The sequence below is a fragment of the Phycisphaerae bacterium genome (assembly GCA_035275405.1).
Taxonomy (GTDB): domain Bacteria; phylum Planctomycetota; class Phycisphaerae; order UBA1845; family UTPLA1; genus DATEMU01.
The window spans coordinates 135,280-152,529 of sequence record DATEMU010000012.1; the positions used below are offsets into that span (position 1 = coordinate 135,280).

At 62.5% G+C, this 17,250-nt stretch carries 12 protein-coding genes; 5 read left to right on the plus strand and 7 right to left on the minus strand.

Features of this window, described 5'->3' with window-relative positions; all coding sequences use genetic code 11:
• Positions 1–54: 54 nt before the first annotated feature.
• Positions 55–1,185 (minus strand): N-methyl-L-tryptophan oxidase, encoded by a 1,131-nt coding sequence (gene solA / locus VJZ71_13420; protein ID HKQ49064.1) that lies wholly within the window; start codon positions 1,183–1,185, stop codon positions 55–57.
• Positions 1,186–1,621: 436 nt separating this feature from the next.
• Between solA and VJZ71_13425 the strand changes: the two genes are divergently transcribed.
• Positions 1,622–6,637: a LamG-like jellyroll fold domain-containing protein gene (locus VJZ71_13425; protein ID HKQ49065.1), complete on the plus strand. Its 5,016-nt coding sequence runs from the start codon at positions 1,622–1,624 to the stop codon at positions 6,635–6,637.
• 8 nt (positions 6,638–6,645) lie between these two features.
• On the opposite strand, the gene VJZ71_13430 is transcribed toward VJZ71_13425, so the two are convergent.
• From VJZ71_13430 to VJZ71_13450, 5 genes are all read right to left on the minus strand, one after another.
• Entirely contained in the window at positions 6,646–8,034 is a 1,389-nt protein-coding gene (locus VJZ71_13430; GenBank protein HKQ49066.1) for a 6-phosphofructokinase, read from the minus strand.
• A 113-nt stretch (positions 8,035–8,147) separates the two neighbouring features.
• Entirely contained in the window at positions 8,148–9,092 is a 945-nt protein-coding gene (locus VJZ71_13435) for a metal ABC transporter permease (GenBank protein HKQ49067.1), read from the minus strand.
• The gene (locus VJZ71_13440) at positions 9,089–10,399 is read right to left on the minus strand and encodes an iron chelate uptake ABC transporter family permease subunit (protein HKQ49068.1); all 1,311 of its coding nucleotides are present in this window, start codon (positions 10,397–10,399) and stop codon (positions 9,089–9,091) included. The genes VJZ71_13435 and VJZ71_13440 overlap by 4 nt, the downstream gene beginning before the upstream one ends.
• Entirely contained in the window at positions 10,396–11,235 is an 840-nt protein-coding gene (locus tag VJZ71_13445; GenBank protein ID HKQ49069.1) for an ABC transporter ATP-binding protein, read from the minus strand. Before VJZ71_13445 ends, VJZ71_13440 begins: the two co-directional genes overlap by 4 nt.
• Positions 11,232–12,188 carry a zinc ABC transporter substrate-binding protein gene (locus tag VJZ71_13450; protein ID HKQ49070.1) on the minus strand — a complete coding sequence of 319 codons (957 nt, stop codon included), beginning with the start codon at positions 12,186–12,188 and terminating at the stop codon, positions 11,232–11,234. The genes VJZ71_13445 and VJZ71_13450 overlap by 4 nt, the downstream gene beginning before the upstream one ends.
• Before the next feature lie 214 nt (positions 12,189–12,402).
• Between VJZ71_13450 and mntR the strand changes: the two genes are divergently transcribed.
• From mntR to VJZ71_13470, 4 genes are all read left to right on the plus strand, one after another.
• Complete coding sequence (gene mntR / locus VJZ71_13455; protein ID HKQ49071.1) at positions 12,403–12,876, plus strand: manganese-binding transcriptional regulator MntR; 474 nt, start codon at positions 12,403–12,405, stop codon at positions 12,874–12,876.
• 453 nt (positions 12,877–13,329) lie between these two features.
• Positions 13,330–14,643 carry a YkgJ family cysteine cluster protein gene (locus tag VJZ71_13460; protein HKQ49072.1) on the plus strand — a complete coding sequence of 438 codons (1,314 nt, stop codon included), beginning with the start codon at positions 13,330–13,332 and terminating at the stop codon, positions 14,641–14,643.
• 37 nt (positions 14,644–14,680) lie between these two features.
• Positions 14,681–15,667 (plus strand): electron transfer flavoprotein subunit alpha/FixB family protein, encoded by a 987-nt coding sequence (locus tag VJZ71_13465; protein ID HKQ49073.1) that lies wholly within the window; start codon positions 14,681–14,683, stop codon positions 15,665–15,667.
• A gap of 100 nt (positions 15,668–15,767) precedes the next feature.
• Positions 15,768–16,808, plus strand: coding sequence for a 3-oxoacyl-ACP synthase III (locus VJZ71_13470; protein HKQ49074.1), 1,041 nt, complete (start codon positions 15,768–15,770; stop codon positions 16,806–16,808).
• 18 nt (positions 16,809–16,826) lie between these two features.
• On the opposite strand, the gene VJZ71_13475 is transcribed toward VJZ71_13470, so the two are convergent.
• Complete coding sequence (locus VJZ71_13475; protein HKQ49075.1) at positions 16,827–17,249, minus strand: hypothetical protein; 423 nt, start codon at positions 17,247–17,249, stop codon at positions 16,827–16,829.
• Between the last annotated feature and the right edge of the window lies 1 nt (position 17,250).

Genomic DNA, 17,250 nt, shown 5'->3' on the forward strand with positions numbered 1-17,250 from the left:
CCCGCCGTCCTTTTCGCATCGCCCGTTAGCGACAACGAACCGCCGATTATAGATTCACTTCAGCAACCGGGCGATGGAGAACAACTCGATCGGCGACGCCGTGCGGCCGTCCACGATGAGGTCGCTCAGCACTCGCCCGACCAGGCCGGAAAACTTGAACCCGTGCCCCGAAAAACCCCCGGCGACGGAGACGTTTTCATGGCGGGGATGGCGATCGATGATGAAATGGTCGTCCGGCGTATTCGTGTAGAGACAGACTTTCGCGTCCAGCAGCTTTCCGTCGGCCTCCGGCAGGTGGCGCAGGAGATACGATCGGATGTCCGCTTCATCCGCCGCGGAGACCGTCCGATCCGCCGTATCGGCCGTCGTCGCGGTACCGCCGTGATGCCGTGCGACCTTGACCGCGCCGTCGCCGACATGCGGCAGGCCGTAATAGCTGCGATCGGACAGGAAGTGAATGAAGACCGGCATCCGCCCGACGGCGAACGCCTCCGCCTCGGCTGGCGCGAACCACGCCTGCACCTGCCGCTCAATTATCAGTGGCAATCCAAGTTGCGCCGCGATGACCGGCAACCACGCCCCCGCCGTGATCACGAGATGGCGAGCTTCGAACCGTTCGCCGCCCGCCTGGACGACCACGCCGCCCGGCGTTGCCGACCAACCCTCGACCCGCGCCCGCTGGAGTATCCGGCAACCTCGCGCCTCGGCCAGCCGCACGTGCGCCGCCACGCACTTCTCCGGAAACAACATCCCGCCATCCGCTTCAAAGACACCGACATCGCCCTCATTCGGCTGAAAGACCGACCAGCGCCGCCGAATCTCGTCGGCCGCCAGGAACTCATGCGGCAACTCGTGGCGCTCCACGCTTTCTCGAACTCCGAGAATGCACTCATGCCCCGCCGGGCCCATGTTCAGGCACCCGGTCGTCTGCATGAGCGTCTCTCCGCTCGCCGCCTCCAACTCATGCCAGAGCGCATAGCATTCGTGCAGCAGCGGCACATACCGCGGGTCCTCGAAATACGCCTTGCGGATCACCCGCGTCCGCCCATGCGAACTCCCCCGGTCATGTCCGATCTCGAATTGCTCGATCCCCAGGACGGAGAGCCCGCGCCGCGCAAGGTGATAACACGCCGCGCTGCCCATCGCGCCAACGCCGAGAACGACCGCGTCGTACTTCTTGGACATAGGTTCATTGCAGGAGCGGATGGGGAATCCGTCAATCGTTTTCCCAACGGCGCTGCCTGCTGGCGCCGTCGGAGTCGAAATTCCACGTCAGATGATGTTCGACTTTGGCGTGCCCGCAAAGTCGTTTTTCGGCGACGGCAGACCGCGGCACCCCATTGACCTACTGAGGTGTTTGCTGACCGGCTGGCCTTCATCGAGCCGGGCCAACGGTTCCGCCAGCGTTCGCCGGCCCAATTCGGGATTTAAACGCGCATTATTGCTGTTGGACCATAAGTCGTTTCGGCTTAGTTGGTTAAGCCGCTTCCCGGTCTTCTGAAAAAAAACGCGGCAATCTGCCGTTGCGCCCTTTCGCCACGACCGACTCTGTAGAATGAAGTCGGCGGGATTCCCATTCGATTGGCCCGCGACCGGTCACGGCGTGCAAAAGGAGCGGCCAATGCATCAGGATCATTTCCATTGGATAACGGCGTATCCGCGCCCCGTCCGCAAGTCCTCGCTTCCGCTTGCCCTGAGCGTGATGGGCGCGCTCGTGTTCGCGGTCGGCCCCGTCCGCGCGCAGGACTGTAATCTGAACGGGATTCCGGACGCCTGCGACATCAGTTGTGGCATCTCCGGCGGTCCGTGCGACGTGCCCGGTTGCGGGACGAAGACGGATTGTGACTCTAACGGTGTGCCGGATGATTGTGACACCATTGAAACCAACGTGGCGCTTCATTTTGATGGGGCGAACGATCTCGTGGTACTACCCAACGATCTGATACGCGTCCGCAATGTCATCACGATCGAGGCCTGGTTTCGCACGACGGGCAATGGGATTATTGTTGGGTATCAGAGTTCCGGGTATCCTAGCAGCCCCAGTTTTCGCACGCCCCTTCTTTATGTGGGTACGGATGGAAAACTGCGCGGGAAGCTCTACAACAACGACAGCTCTAACCCCATTACCAGCGCCGCTCCCGTCAACGACGGTAATTGGCACCATGCGGCCGTTGTCGCGAACGTCAACGTGCAGTCTCTCTATCTTGACGGGGCCGTCGTAAACCCTGTTCCTCAGGCGGGCGCGATCAACAATGACAGCAAGTCCTTTAACCAGATCGGGATGGGGTTCGCCACAAACGAGTGGCCGGCAACACCCAATAACTGGTTTCCTTTCAACGGCGATATTGACGAGGTACGGATCTGGGATCGAGCGCTGAGCGCCCCGCAAATAGCGGACAACATGTCGCGCTCGCTGGTCGGGCCACAGGCCGGCCTGATCGGCTCATGGACGTTTCGTCAGGGAGGGGGCCAAGTAGCCGCCGACGATTCGGGAACCGGCAACCCTGGGACCTTGGGGGTCAACGCCGGCGCCGGCGGGGACCTTTCCGACCCTACGTGGTTCGCGGCGAGCCTCAATCTGTCGTCATTCGTAGACTGCAACGACAACATGATCCCCGACTCCTGCGATTTGGACGTCCAAGCCAGTGTCGATTGCAATACAAACGACATTCCGGACGAATGTGAATTCGCTGGAACCGTGGATTGCAATTCGAACGGCATCATCGATCTTTGCGAGCCTGGAGGCGCTGAGGATTGCAACACCAACGGCATCCCGAACTTTTGCGAAATCGCCGCGGGGGCGGCCGATTGTAACTCGAACGGCATTCCGGACGACTGCGAGATCAGCACAGACCAGAACGAGACGTTTGCCAGAGGGACTTTTGTCAGTGCCGATGACGTCGGATGGACAAACCCGTCGTCCGGCCCCGGTTGGTTCTTTACGGCCGTAAGCTTCGCCCTGACCGGAGACGTAATTCAGAGCGCGTTTATCGACCACGGGCAGGCCACCGCGATGACTGCCGCGTTTGATTTCGGGTCCGAGGGCGGCAGCGTCACCTTCGACTGGGCGATACAGTCCGAGGGATGTTGCGATCCCCTGCGTTTCGACATTGACGACCTCAATGTGCTGGACCGTCGAGGATTCCAGACTGGTACAAACACATTTGATGTTTCTGCGGGTATTCATACACTGCGATGGCAGTATTCCAAGGACGGGAGCGTAGCTACGGGCGCTGATGCCGCCGCCATCGATAATGTGATCCTGATTTCATCCGCCACGCGAGATTGCAATACGAATGGCACCCTTGACGAATGCGAGCTTGCGAGTGGCTCCAGCGAAGATTGCAATACGAACTCTACTCCTGATGAATGCGAATTTGGCGGGACATTCGACTGTAATTCAAACGGAATAACCGATCTGTGTGAGACAGGCGGCGCACAAGATTGCAATGCCAACGGCATCCCCGATCTATGCGATATCATCGCCGGGGCCGATGATTGTGACTCCAATACCGTCCCCGACGAATGCGAAATTGACGACGCGCCCGGCTATCTTAACTTCGACGGAATTAACGATTTTGCAAACGTTATCATAGACGTTTCTGAAACGTCGTACAGTGTCTCTCTCTGGTTTCGAACGACGACTCCAAATGGAGGACTCTTCTGTGTAAAGGACGGTACCCTGTTCAATAGCACGGGTGAAGACAGGCAGATTCACTTGTCGAATGGGAATCTGTTCGCCAGGGTGTGGTCTGAGGAGAGCATCGCAACAAGCGGTACAAACTTTGCGGACGGGCAGTGGCATCACCTGGTTCACACACTCGGTTCAAGTATTAATGGTCAGCAAATTTATGTGGATGGGGTCCGGCGAGCAAGCGGAAGTAAGTCCTCCTCGAATTTCAATTGGCAGACGGGTATACACATTGGTTGGAGCTCGATGCTCGGCGCCAACTACTTTACGGGAGAGATTGACGAAGTCCGAGTTTGGAATACTACGTTGACGGCAAACGAAGTTGCCCAAGACCGTACTGCGGCAATACCCCAATCCGCTAGCCTCATCGGACGGTGGAGCTTTGCGGAACAGAAATCCGAGCCATCAATTCTCGATATGTCGGGTCAGTCTCATAACGGATCATTAGGCGCCAGCCTTGCCGTCGCGAGCGATGATCCGACTCGAGTATCGGCAGCCACACACCCGCCTTTGTATGTTGACTGTAACATGAACTCGACGCTCGACAGCTGCGACATTGCGGATGGGACAAGTCAGGACTGCAATTCAAACGTGACGCCCGACGAGTGCGAGTTCGCGGGCCTGGTCGACTGCAATTCCAACGGCACTATCGACCTGTGCGATCCGAATGGCACGGAGGATTGCAACAGCAACGGTACGCCGGACTTTTGTGATATCGCCGCTACGAGTTCCGATTGTAACACCAATGGTGTTCCGGATGAATGTGAGCTCAATCAGGGACCCCTGACTCCGCCGGTCGGATCCGTCACGAATCCTTCAAATGGGCATTACTACTTACTGACTTCATCAGCGATGCCGTGGCCGAGTGCGGAAGCCTACGCCGTTAGTTTAGGGGGTCATCTGGCGACAGTGCGCAGCGCTGCTGACAATCAGTGGATAGTCCAGACCTTCGATCCATTGACCGCACAAACCTCGGTGTTTATCGGTTTCAACGATATTGAAATCGAAGGTACCTGGCGCTGGTCCAGCGGAGAGCCTGCAGGGTATACGAATTGGTTGTCAGGCGAGCCGAACAACAGCGGCAATGAAGATTGGGCTGAACTCCTTTTATCAACTGGCCAATGGAACGATATTCCCAATAGCCGTTTTGCGCTCCTAGAGCTACCACCGTCCAATGACTGCAACCAAAATGGCATCCTCGATGAATGCGATATCTCGAGCGGCGCCAGCCAGGATTGCAACGAGAACGGCAGGCCCGACGAATGCGAATTTGCCAGTATGCTGGATTGCAATAGTAACGGTATCATGGATCTTTGTGAGACTGGAGGCACAGCGGACTGCGACGGAGACGAAACGACGGATTTTTGCGAAATCGCCGCCGGTGCCGACGATTGCAATTCCAACAGTATTCCCGACTCCTGCGACTTCGCGGCAGTCAGTAGAGCGCTTAACTTTGACGGAGCGAATGACTTGGTGCGCGTACCGGGCGCCGATTCGTTGGAGCCGACGGACAACCTGACGGTCGAATGCTGGATTCGCCCGGACTCGGTCGGCCCCCAGCATTGTCGGATCATCCGCAAGCACACCGGCGCGGGGTACATACTTTCGTGGCGACAGAACTTCCTGAATCGATTACAGCTTCGCATCGACAAGAACACAGGTAGCGTCAACGTGACAGACACGGTCGACACTACCACCTACCTTGGTACCTGGATTCACGTCGCCGGAGTTTATTCCGCTACCGGGAATTCAGCCGAGTTGTATGTCAATGGCGTACTGAAGTCGTCGACTCCTGCTGCCGGACCCTTACTCTATTCCGTCGGGGACCTCGGCATCGGCAATTCCACGCTACCTATCGAAGGCTTTGACGGCCTGATCGACGAAGTCCGCATCTGGAGCGTCGCCCGAAGTCAGGCCGACATCGTGGCGAACATGAACCTGAAACTCCGAGGCGACGAAACTGGCTTGGTGGGATACTGGTCCTTCGACGAGGGAACCGGTCAGACCGCCAACGATGCGTCGACTTATGGAAACGATGGGACGCTGGGCAACGATGCGAATCCTGGGGGTGACGCGCTCGATCCGCTTTGGGTCTCGCCCGGCGCGGAAACAAATGTCGGCGACTGCAACACCAACGGCATCCTCGACGAATGCGACATCGCCGGTGGGACCAGCCAGGACTGCAATTCCAACGGCACGCCGGACGAGTGCGAGCCGGACGAAGACTGCAATACGAACGCCGTCCAGGACATCTGCGACATCGCGGCCGGGACGAGCGTCGACTGTAACACCAATGGTACTCCGGACGAGTGCGAACCCGGCGGTACGATGGACTGCAACACCAACAGCACGAGCGATCTTTGCGACTTGTTTAACGGAACGAGCGAAGATTGCGACGGCAATCTCGTGCCCGACGACTGCCAAGGCGACTTCGATCACGATACGGTCATCGACGCCTGCGATAATTGCCCCTACAACCCCAACATCAAACAGGGTGACGGCGACAGCGACGATACGGGCGACATCTGCGACAATTGCCCGCTCGAATCCAACGGCGATCAACTTGATTCGGACAATGACGGCCTGGGAGACGTGTGCGACAACTGTCCGTTCGTCCCCAACGCCTTGAACCAGGCGGACGCAGACAGCGATGGGGTCGGCAATGTGTGCGATGTCTGTCCCGGGTTCGATGACAACGACGACCTGGATGTCGACTGCATCCCCGACGCCTGCGATCTCTGTCCCACCCGGGCGACCGGCGACGTGAATGGCGACGGGCTGGTCGACGGTTGTGACACCGCGCCATTTGTTGACGTCATGCTCAATGGCACCGTCTCATTCCTGAAGTTGTGCGCGTCGGACGTCAATGGCGACTTCGAAGTGAACAACGCGGACATCGGGCCGTTTTGTGAATTGCTGATGGCTGGAGGTTGCCAAGCCGAATAGCCAGCGCGCTACCGGCCCACAGGTTTCTTGCCGGACATATCGGGCGGCGGGATTTCGACGTTCAGCCCGGCGGCCGAATCCGGGAACAGTCGCGTTGCCGCGCGGTGATAGCGCTGGGCAAATTCCTCTTCGTTCATCTTCGCCGCCGCTGCCAGCTTCGCCAGCATGACCGGATCGCGAAGGTCGTGCGCCTCCAGGCGGATCATGTACGCCCGGGCGACGCGATACGCATCGGAGTTGATGTCCACCAGGCGGACGCGGGTTCGATTGGTCTTGGGATCGACCATATCGGCAAACGTCACGGGCACCAGGTTGCTGCCCTGGATTGTGACCATCACGCCGCCGGCCAGATTGAGCGACTCATCGACCAGGAGCCGCACGGCCCCGTTGCCCAGATCGCGGCAGTAGGCCATGTCGATGGGAATGGGCCGGGCGCAGCGGAGCATGTAGCCGATCGTCTGCGGGATAATCGTCATCTTGTCGCCGCGGGCCTCGAAGCGGCGGATCAGTTCGTCGGTGAGCATGCGGGCGAGCGGGAATTCGGCCAGCCGGGGGTGCCCGGCGGCGTCGCGCGGCACGGCTTTGCCCAGCAGGCGTTCCAGTTCATCGCAATCGCCCAGGCGATACGCCAGTCCCTCGGCCACGACCGCTACACCGTCGGCGCGGCCCATCGCCCGGCGCTTGAGCATCGATCCTTCCAGCACGTCGGCGATCGCCTGCAGTGTGGTCGTCTCGCCGAACTCTTCGGGGATGAGCGTGACCGTCGCGCCCGTTGCCTTCCCGACGCCGAGGGCGAGAAATCCCGCGTGTCGGCCCATGGCCACGACGACGAACCAGCGCGCCGTGGTGCGGGCATCCTCCATCAGGTTGGCGACGAGTTCGGATCCCAGATCGCGCGCGGTGTTGAAGCCGAAGGTGGGGATATCGCCCGGCAGCGGCAGGTCGTTGTCGATCGTCTTGGGGACGTGGACGACGCGGATGCGCCCGTTGGTCCGCTCGGCGACGAACCGCGCGGAGAGGGCGGTATCGTCGCCGCCGATGGTGATCACGTGCGTCACACCCAGCTCGGTGAAGTGGTTCAGGACGCGATCCACCTTTTTCTTGTCGGGATGGGCAACGTCAGTGGTCGCTAGTTCGGACTCGTCCAGCAGCGTCGTCCGGGCGGTCCGTAGTATGGAGCCGCCGTCGAAGTGGATACGGGCAACATCCTTGATCTTTAGCTCGATCGTGTGCCGCTCCGGGACGAAATGCTCGGAGGAGATGTGCTTGAAGCCGTCGTAGAGGCCGATGACCGACATCCCGCGGTTGACCGCCTCGATCGTCGCGGCCCCGATGACGCCGTTGATGCCGGGGGCGGGGCCGCCGCCGACGAGGATTGCTAATCGGTTTTGATTCATGGCTATCCGCCTTCTCCAACTAGATAAAACGATTTACCATGGACCGACTCTAATTGCAAGCGTCGAAACAACGACCCGTCCATTACATCGGGAAGGATAGCGATTTACAGCGACTATATCCGTCCGGGATCCTCGGTCTGCCAGGGTCGGGCCGGCATGGTCAATGATGGTTGTCGCAGGCGACTGCTGATGAGCCCATATCGCGGGGCGAAAAAGACCGCCAAGGCAAATTGCGCTCCGGCGACCACCGCCATCATCGCGGCGGGGGGAGTATCGATCACGTAGGCGGAGATGAGATAGCCTGCGATCGCGGCAATCGCCCCGAGCAGTGCGGAGAGCACGAGCATCACGCTCAGCCGATCGGTCAGCAGGTGCGCGGTCGCCGGTGGGGCGATGAGCATCGCCACGACGAGGATTGAACCGACGGACTCGAACGACGCGACGGCCGTGCCCGCGACGAGCGTCATGAGTCCATAGTGAACGAGTGTGGCGTTGATGCCCATGCTGACGGCGAGCATAGGATCGAACGACACGACCTTCAGCTCCTTGTAGAACAGCCCGATCGCCGCAAGATTGACGAGCAGCACGACGCCGAGGATCGCCACCTGCCGCGGCACGGGGGCCTCCCAATCCCCGATGATCAGCGGAAAGCCCGGCGTCGCGCCGATGTCGCCATACAGCACGCAGCCGGGATCGAGGTCCACGTCGTCGGCGACGACGGTGATCATCAGCACGCCCAGCGCAAAGAGCGACGTGAAGACCACGCCCATCGATGAATCCTCCGGCACCTTCCCCCAGCGCGACAGGGCCTGTGTCAGAAACGCCGTGAGCAAGCCCACCACCAGCGCGCCGATCATCATGGGAAAAATGTGCCGCGAGTTCGTGATCATGAAGGCCAGGGCCAGCCCCGGCAGGATCGCGTGCGTGATCGCGTCGCCCAAGAGCGACATCCGCCGCAGCACCAGGTAGCAGCCGAGCAGTCCGCAAGAGACGTTGCACAGCACGCCCGCGGTCATCACCCACGCATCGTCGCTCGTGATAAAGGCCAGCGTCGTCATACCGCCGATTCTCCGAGCACGTGTGGCGACTGCGGCACGGCGGGCAGTCGGCCCTCGGCTTGCAGCTTCTCTTCAAGCTCCCGCAAGAGTTCCGGTGGCAGGATGTGCTCAATCTGGTCCGCGTCACGGTCCACGTGATCCGGCGCGATCGATGCATGTTCGACGAGAAACATCTCCCACAGCCGGTGCGCGCGGACCACGCGCTCCGCCGCTTCCCGCCCGGCGGGCGTCAGGCCGTAACCGTCCAGGGCCTCGTAGACCAGTCCTTCCCGCGCCGCGCGAGCCAGTTGCAGGTGCGCGATCTGCCGCGTCCATGCGCGGCCGCCCTCGATCTCCTCCAGCCGGTACGTCGGCCGCCCGCCCCGCCGCCGCTCGGATAATTCGAACATCGTCCGCAGCAGGTTTTGCAGGCCGATCTTGCGGCGCAGTTGCCACCGCTTGAATGCGTCGGTCACGACGCCGCGCCGCGGGGCGAAGAGCATCGAGATCGTGAAAAAAGACGCGGCCGCCAGCACGACCGCCGGGCCGGTCGAAAGGTGTGTGTACAACGCACTGAGACCGCTGCCAATCAGGCCCGACAGCGCCCCGAAAATTGCCGCCAGCACGATCATCCACGACAGCCTATCGGTCCAGAACCGCGCCGCCGCCGCGGGCGTAATGAGCAGTGCCGCCATCAGCACGACACCAACGGCAGGCAGTCCGATGACTGTGCATAGTACGAGCAGGGCCATCAGCCAGACGTCGAGCAGCAGCACGGGCCAGCCCAGCGCTCCCGCGAACTCGCGATCGAAGCACAGCAGCCGAAACTCCTTGTAAAACAGGACGACGCAGCCGATCACGACCGCCGCGACGGTAGCGATGGCCCGCACGTCCTCGCCGAGCATGGACGCGGCCTTGCCGAAGATGAACGAATCGAGCCCTGCAGTGTTGCCAATACCGGCGGATTGAAGGATGCGCGAGAGGCACATCCCCGCGCCGAAGAATACACTGAGCACAATGCCGATGGCCGCATCTTCCTTGATTCGTGTGTAACGCCGCAGCGCTACGACAATGAGCACGCCGAGCGTCCCGGCCAGAGCCGCGCCCAGAAGCAGCCCCGCGAAATGCCGCTCGCGCATTACGAAGAACGCCGCCCACAACCCCGGCAGCGCGGCATGGGCCAGCGCATCGCCCATCAGCGCCCGCCGCCGCAACACCGCCAGCGAACCGATCACCCCCGACGCCGCGCCAAGGAGACCCGTCCCCGCCAGCGCGATCCGCGTATTCCAATCCTGGAGCGTCAGCAATCGGTAGAGTTCGTCGCTCATCGCAGCCCCGGCCGCCCGCCCGCCGTGCGGCGCAGCGCCTCGGCCGCCTCATCGAGCAGCGTCAGCCGCCCCCCGTACGTCTCGTGCAGCTTTTTCGGCGTGAACACTTCCTCCGTCGGCCCGGCCGCGACGATCCGCATGTTGAGCATGACGAGGTAATCAAAATAGTCCGCGACGGTCTGCAAATCGTGGTGTACGGCGACGACCGTACGGCCGGTGGCGCGGAGTTCACGGAGCAATTCGACGATGGCGGACTCCGTCGCGGCGTCCACGCCGGCAAATGGTTCGTCCATGAGATACAGGTCCGCTTCCTGCACCAGGGCCCGCGCGAGAAACACGCGCTGCTGCTGGCCGCCGGAAAGCTGGCTGATCTGGCGGTGGGCGTACTCGGCCATGCCCACGCGTTCCAGGGCGGCCATCGCCGCGGTGCGGTCCTTCTGACCCGGCCGCCGGCACCAGCCGATCCGACCGTACCGGCCCATCAGCACGACATCGAGCGCGCTGACGGGGAAATCCCAGTCGATGGTTTCGCGCTGCGGGACATAGCCGACGCGGCGGCGCAGGGTCTTGAGCGGTTGCCCGAAGACCTCGATGTGCCCGCTGGCCAACGGGATCAGCCCGAGGATTGCCTTGATAAGCGTCGTCTTGCCCGCTCCATTGGGACCGACGACGCCGATGAGCCGCGCGCTGGGTAGTTGCAGATCAACGTCCCACAGCACGGGCTTGCGATAGTAGGCTACCGTGACGTCGTGTACCTCGACGGCAGGCACCGCGGCCGGCGCGGGCGTCGCGCTGACATAATCCGCCTCCTTTTCAGAGGCTGCGACGTGGGTCATGGTGTCAGCGCCTTCACAATCGTGTCCACGTTATGCCGAACCATTCCGAGGTACGTGCCTTCCGGCGTGCCGTCCTTGCCCATCGCGTCGCTGAACAACTCGCCGCCGATCTTGACGTCGTGGCCGCGGGCTTTGCAGCCCTCTACGAGCGCCTGGATGTAACGCGGATTGACGCTGCTCTCCACGAAGACGGCCGGCAGCCGCCGCTGGACCAGGGCGTCCACCAGGCTGTTCATCGTCTTCAGCCCCGCCTCGCTCTCGGTGCTGATCCCCTGAATCGCCATTACCTCCAGCCCATACGCCCGGCCGAAGTAGCCGAACGCGTCGTGCGCCGTGACCAGCACGCGCCGATCTCGCGGAATCGTGGCGATCTTCTTCTTGCAGAATTCGTGTAACTCCGTCATCTGCGCGAGATAGCGCGCCGCCCGGCTCTCGAAGTCCGCCTTCTGCGCCGGCCGCAACTCGATGAGCGCGTCCCGAATCCGCTCCGCCGCGCTCATCCACAGTGTCACGTCAAACCACACATGCGGGTCATACTGCCCCGCGAATTCCGGCGGCTCGCGCAGGAGCGTGGGATCAATCTTTTCGGTGACCGCGAAGACGGCCTTCTTGCGGGCCAGTTGCACGAACAGGTCGGCCATCCGCCCTTCGAGATGCACGCCGTTGTAGAAGATCGCGTCCGCGTTCGACAGCAGCCGATGGTCGGCCGGCGTCGCCTTGTACAAGTGCGGATCGACGTGCTCGCCCATGAGGCCGTGGACCGTGATATGCTCCCCGCCGATATTGCGGACCACGTCGGTGATCATCCCGATCGTGCAGACGACGTCGAGCGGGCCCTTCGCCGATGCGCCCGGCTTCGCCGCATTGGCCGAATCGCGGCAGCCGCTCAGCGATATCCACCCTATCGAGACCGCCAGGAGCGCCGTTGTGAACCTACCAAGAGCTGCCGTCATGGGAACGCGTTGCCTCCGAAGAAGACCTCGGCTTCAGAAACTAACCTAGACTAGTAAATATAGCATCGGTTACAGTCGGACGCCATCTCCATGGGCGAGGGCCTTGCCCCCACGGCGGTGGATCGGCTAAAACCCGATTCCGCAGGCGCCGACGCCGGCCGCTTTTTTCGCGGTGTGGCACAGCCGCCCTCGGCTGTGTGTAGTTGAGGACAGGATGAAAAAGGTAGGAAAATCCGCCACGGCCCGCTTGCGGTCCCCGGCCCCGGCCCTCCTCGGCCCGGAAAAGCAGGCCCTGCACCACCGCCGCACGCGGCAGGCCCACGCCGCCGAGATCGCCGAGGATTATGTCGAAGTGATCGCCGATTTGATCGACGCCGGCGGCGAGGCCCGCGCCGTCGACATCGCCAAACGTCTGGGCGTCACTCACGTGACTGTCACCAAGACGATCGCCCGCCTGCAGAAGGGCGGCCTCGTCAGCACCCGCCCCTATCGCTCGATCTTCCTCACCGACGCCGGTCGCCGCCTCGCCGAATCCTCCCGCCAGCGCCACCAGACCGTGACGCGCTTCCTGACGGCCATCGGCGTCAGCGAGCCGGTCGCCCATTCCGACGCCGAGGGCATCGAGCACCACGTCAGCGACGAGACGCTCCGCGCTATGCGCGCTTTCGTGTCCACGCGCTCGCGCTAACGGACGGTGTCCCAAATCGAAAAACTCCCGCGCAATAAAAAAGGCTGCCCGTAGGCAGCCCTTTTATTAACCGGCCCTTGCGCCGACGAGCGGCGATCAGACGGTAGGGACCAGCGGCCAGAGGCCATCGCCGACAAACTTCGTGACTTCAAACGCCAAGGCAAACAGTACGTCGTAAATCGCGATCATGACTCTACTCCTCGTTATCCGGCCTGCTCATCGAGGCCGCCGATCCCGACCCGTCGGGATCTGATCGCGGCTCGTTGGTTTGCAGGTATGCGTCCATACCTACTGGAGCCGAAAGGCCCGCCTTCGGTCACGCGCGAAAATCCGGCCTTTTTTTGATGGTCCTCCGCCCCTTTTGACGGGCAACCGCCGGTTATCGGCTTGGACCGTTGGCTTCAGGTAAAGCGTCGTCGCCCTTTATCCGACCGATGGAGGGGGCCATAGCCGATGCAACTGCCTTTGCTCCAAACAAACGACCGGTTCTCCTGCGGAAGCTGCACGCACTGCTGCGATCAGCCCTGGCGGACGATGATCGAGGCGGACAAGGCCAAGGCCCTCCACGCCCACGATTTTTCCAAATACCCCCAATTGGCCGGACGTCAGTTTTATTCCCCCGCCGCGGACGGTCGCGATGGGTTCTATGACCTCGCCAAGGGCGAAGGGACACGCTGCCTCTTCCTCGATGCCGACGGTCTCTGCATCATCCACAAGGAACTTGGCGCGGAGGCCAAGCCGGCGATGTGCCGCCAGTTTCCGTTCCTGCCCTCGCGGACGTGGACCGACGATCGCCTGGCGATGAACTTCGGATGCCCCTCGGTCCAAGCGAACCAGGGCGAACCGCTGACCCGGCAATCGGCCGACATTGCTTCGATCCTGCCGGCCAGTTCGAAACCGCACAAGGGCGCCGGCGCCGGCATCCCATTCGATACGGCCTCGACGCTGACGCACGAGGAATATGACGCCGTCTGTGACCATGCCCTCACCCTGTTTGACGAGGCCCGCGCGGCGGACATCTGGACCCGCTTCGCGGAACTACTCTCGACACTGGCCGCCTTGCAGGAGGGATTGCGGAAGTCTCCGAATGGCGTAATCGATGATCGGTCGGTTTCGAAGATCATGACGGACGCAAGCGCCGCGCCGTCTTCGATCCGCGTGGAGGCCTTCGCGTCGCCCCCCGCCGCTCCGATGGCGGCGCGGATGCTCTTTGCCGCGACGCTGCACCCCGACACGCTGTCCGCCGGCCAAACGGGCCGCGACGGTCTCTTCCTGCGCATGAGCCGCATTCCCCGACTGATGGCCCTGGCCCAGCTTTCCGGCGCGTACGCCTCGCGGGTCCTGGCCCGCAATGTTGCCATCGATGACGTTCTGGCGCATCCGGTCCGCAGTGAGCTTGAACCGGCCGCGACGAGGCTGCTGGCACGCTACTTCCGCTCGCGATTCTGGGCACGGCTGCTCGTCGGCACGCGGCTGCCGATCGTCGCGGGCGTCCACCAGCACATCCACGATTTCAACGCCATCGTGTTCCTCGCGCGCGCCGAAGCGCACCATCGCGGTCAGACACTCCTGAGCGAGCCGCTCATCCGCGAGGCCCTCGCTCGCGTCGAGTTTCACATCGCCAACCAGTCTCGGCTCTACGAACAGACGATGCGCGGCTGGCTCAAGTCACGGCTGTGCGACGTCCGGCTCGCGCAAAAGAGCCTTGGACTCATGGCCGTGCACAAATCCGCGAAGATCGATGCGGCCCTAGCCACGGTTTCGTGAATCCGCTAAATTGGATTTGCGAAAGGACCGTGGCACCATGACGAAGGACATCTTTGTTTTCATCGAACAGCGCGGCGGCGCGATCCTGCCGGCCGCGCTCCAGGCGATCAGCGCCGCAACCCAGCTGGCAGCCAAAACCGGCGGAAAAGTGACGGCCGGGCTCGTTGGCCAGGACCTGGGGCCTTTGGCGGACAAGCTCGATTCGACCGGTGTGGCCACCATCTATTCGACCGGCGATGCGGCGCTGGCCATGTATCAACCGCTGAGGTACACCCGCGCGATCGTCGAAATGATCCGCAAGGCCGATCCGCAGATCGTCCTGCTGGCCGCGTCGTTCATGGGGCGGGACGTCGCCCCGCGCGTCGCGGTGCGATTGAGCGCCGGTCTCGCCACGGATTGCACCGAGTTCGAGCTCGACTCGACCGGTACGCTGGTGGTCCGCCGGCCGATCTACAATGGCAAAGCCACGTCGAAGGTGCATTTCAACCCCGCACGATTGCAGATCGCCTCCGTGCGCCCCAACACGTTTCCCATTCCGTCCGGCGGGGCGAAGGCCGAACGCGTGAGCGTACCCTACGCCGCCGATGCGAGCGACGAGCGTCAGACAACCAAAGAAATCGCCCGGACCGGCGGCGCGGAGAAGGACGTGACCGAGGCGTCGATCGTCGTCTCCGGCGGTCGCAGCCTGAAGAGCGCGGACAATTTCAAGATCATCTTCGACCTCGCCCACGCCCTCGACGGCGCGGTCGGCGCCAGCCGCGCCGCCTGCGACGCGGGCTATCAGCCGCACTCGCGGCAGGTCGGCCTGACGGGCAAGACGGTGACGCCGCAGCTTTACATCGCCTGCGGGATCAGCGGGGCGATCCAGCACCTCGCGGGCATGCGCGGCAGCCGCCGTATCGTGGCGATCAATACGGACAAGGAAGCGCCGATCTTCAAAGTCGCGGACTACGGCGTTGTGGCGGACATCTTTACTTTCGTCCCGCTCCTCACGGAGGAAGTGAAGAAGGTGCGGGCGCACTAAAACTCGCGCTGTCGTCAGAATGTGTGGCACCGGCTAACAGCCGGTGCGAACACAGGCTGTTAGCCTGTGCCACACTGTCCTTTCCCTTAGAATACCCCCCATGCGATTTAGCAAGTCATCCATCGCCGCCATCGGCTACGAACTGCCCGCGCAGGTCGTCAGCTCGCAGGAACTCGAACAACGGCTTGCACCGCTTTACAAGACGCTGCGCATCCAGCCGGGGCAGTTGGAGGCGCTGACCGGCATCCGCGAGCGGCGCTATTGGGAGCCGGGCGTGACAATGGCGGGCGGCGCGGCGCGGGCGGGGGCGAAGGCGCTTCGCGCGGCGGGCATGGCCGCTGATCAAATCGGCATGCTCATCTACGGCGGCGTCTGCCGCGATAATCTGGAGCCGGCGACGGCCTGCGCGGCGGCCAGCGCGCTGGGCCTCGGCTCGAATACGCAGATCTACGACGTCTCCAACGCCTGCCTCGGCGTCATCAACGGCATCGTCCAGGCGGCAAGCGCGATCGAACTCGGCCATGTCCGCGCGGCGCTCGTCGTCTCGTGCGAATCGGCGCGGCAGATCGTCGATCTGACCATCGAGCGGATGCTCGCCGAGCCGACGATGGAAAACTTCCGCTGGTGCCTCGCCACGCTGACCGGCGGGAGCGGGGCAATCGGCGTCGTCGTCTGCGACTCGTCGCTTGCGCCGAACGGTCATCGACTGCTCGGCGGCGTGATCCGCAGCCGCACGAAGTATCACGAGCTATGCCGCTGGGGACCGGATACGGGCATGCCCTCGACGGCCCCCATGCGAATGGACACCGACGCCGCGGGCGTGCTGGAACACGGGGTCGAGCTCGGTGTCGAGACGTGGTTCGCATTTCTCGAAGAAATGGGCTGGACCGCCGAGTCCGTCAATCGCACGATCTGCCACCAGGTCGGCGCGCCCCACCGCGAGACGGTCATGAAAGCCCTCGGCGTTTCGCCGGAAAAGGATTTCCCGACCTACGAGTTCCTCGGCAACATCGGCACGGTCTCGCTGCCCATCACCGCGGCCATCGCCGAAGAGCGCGGCGTCCTGGAGCGCGGCCAGCGTACGGCTTTCTGCGGGATCGGGAGCGGGCTGAATTGTTTGATTTTGGGCGTCGAGTGGTGACGCAGAGCGCCACTCGTCTTACGGGCACTGTATTTCGGTAAGCAGCGTGTCGACGAAAACGGCAACATCGGCCGGAGCGATCTGACCGGAGCGGTCAAGATCGGCGCAATCGCAATCGCCGGAGTCTGCCAGCGCGCAATCGAGAAACCGCTGGATATCGCCGCCGTCGATCTTCTCGTCGGCGTTGACGTCTGCCAGACACGTGCAGTGCGGGGCGACCGCGGCCCAGAAGCCACCGACCAGCGAATATCCGTTGGCGGTCAGTTCGGCCACGTCGCCGTCGGCATCGGCCTGGGCGATGGTGCCGACGAGTTCATAGCCGTCGGCGCCGGCAGTGACGGTCCCGCCTCCGTCGATGGTATGCCAGGACAGATCGTAATTCTGGGCGAACACGGGCGCGGCGACGAGACACAACAAGAGGGTGAGTCCGCGGCGAGTCATG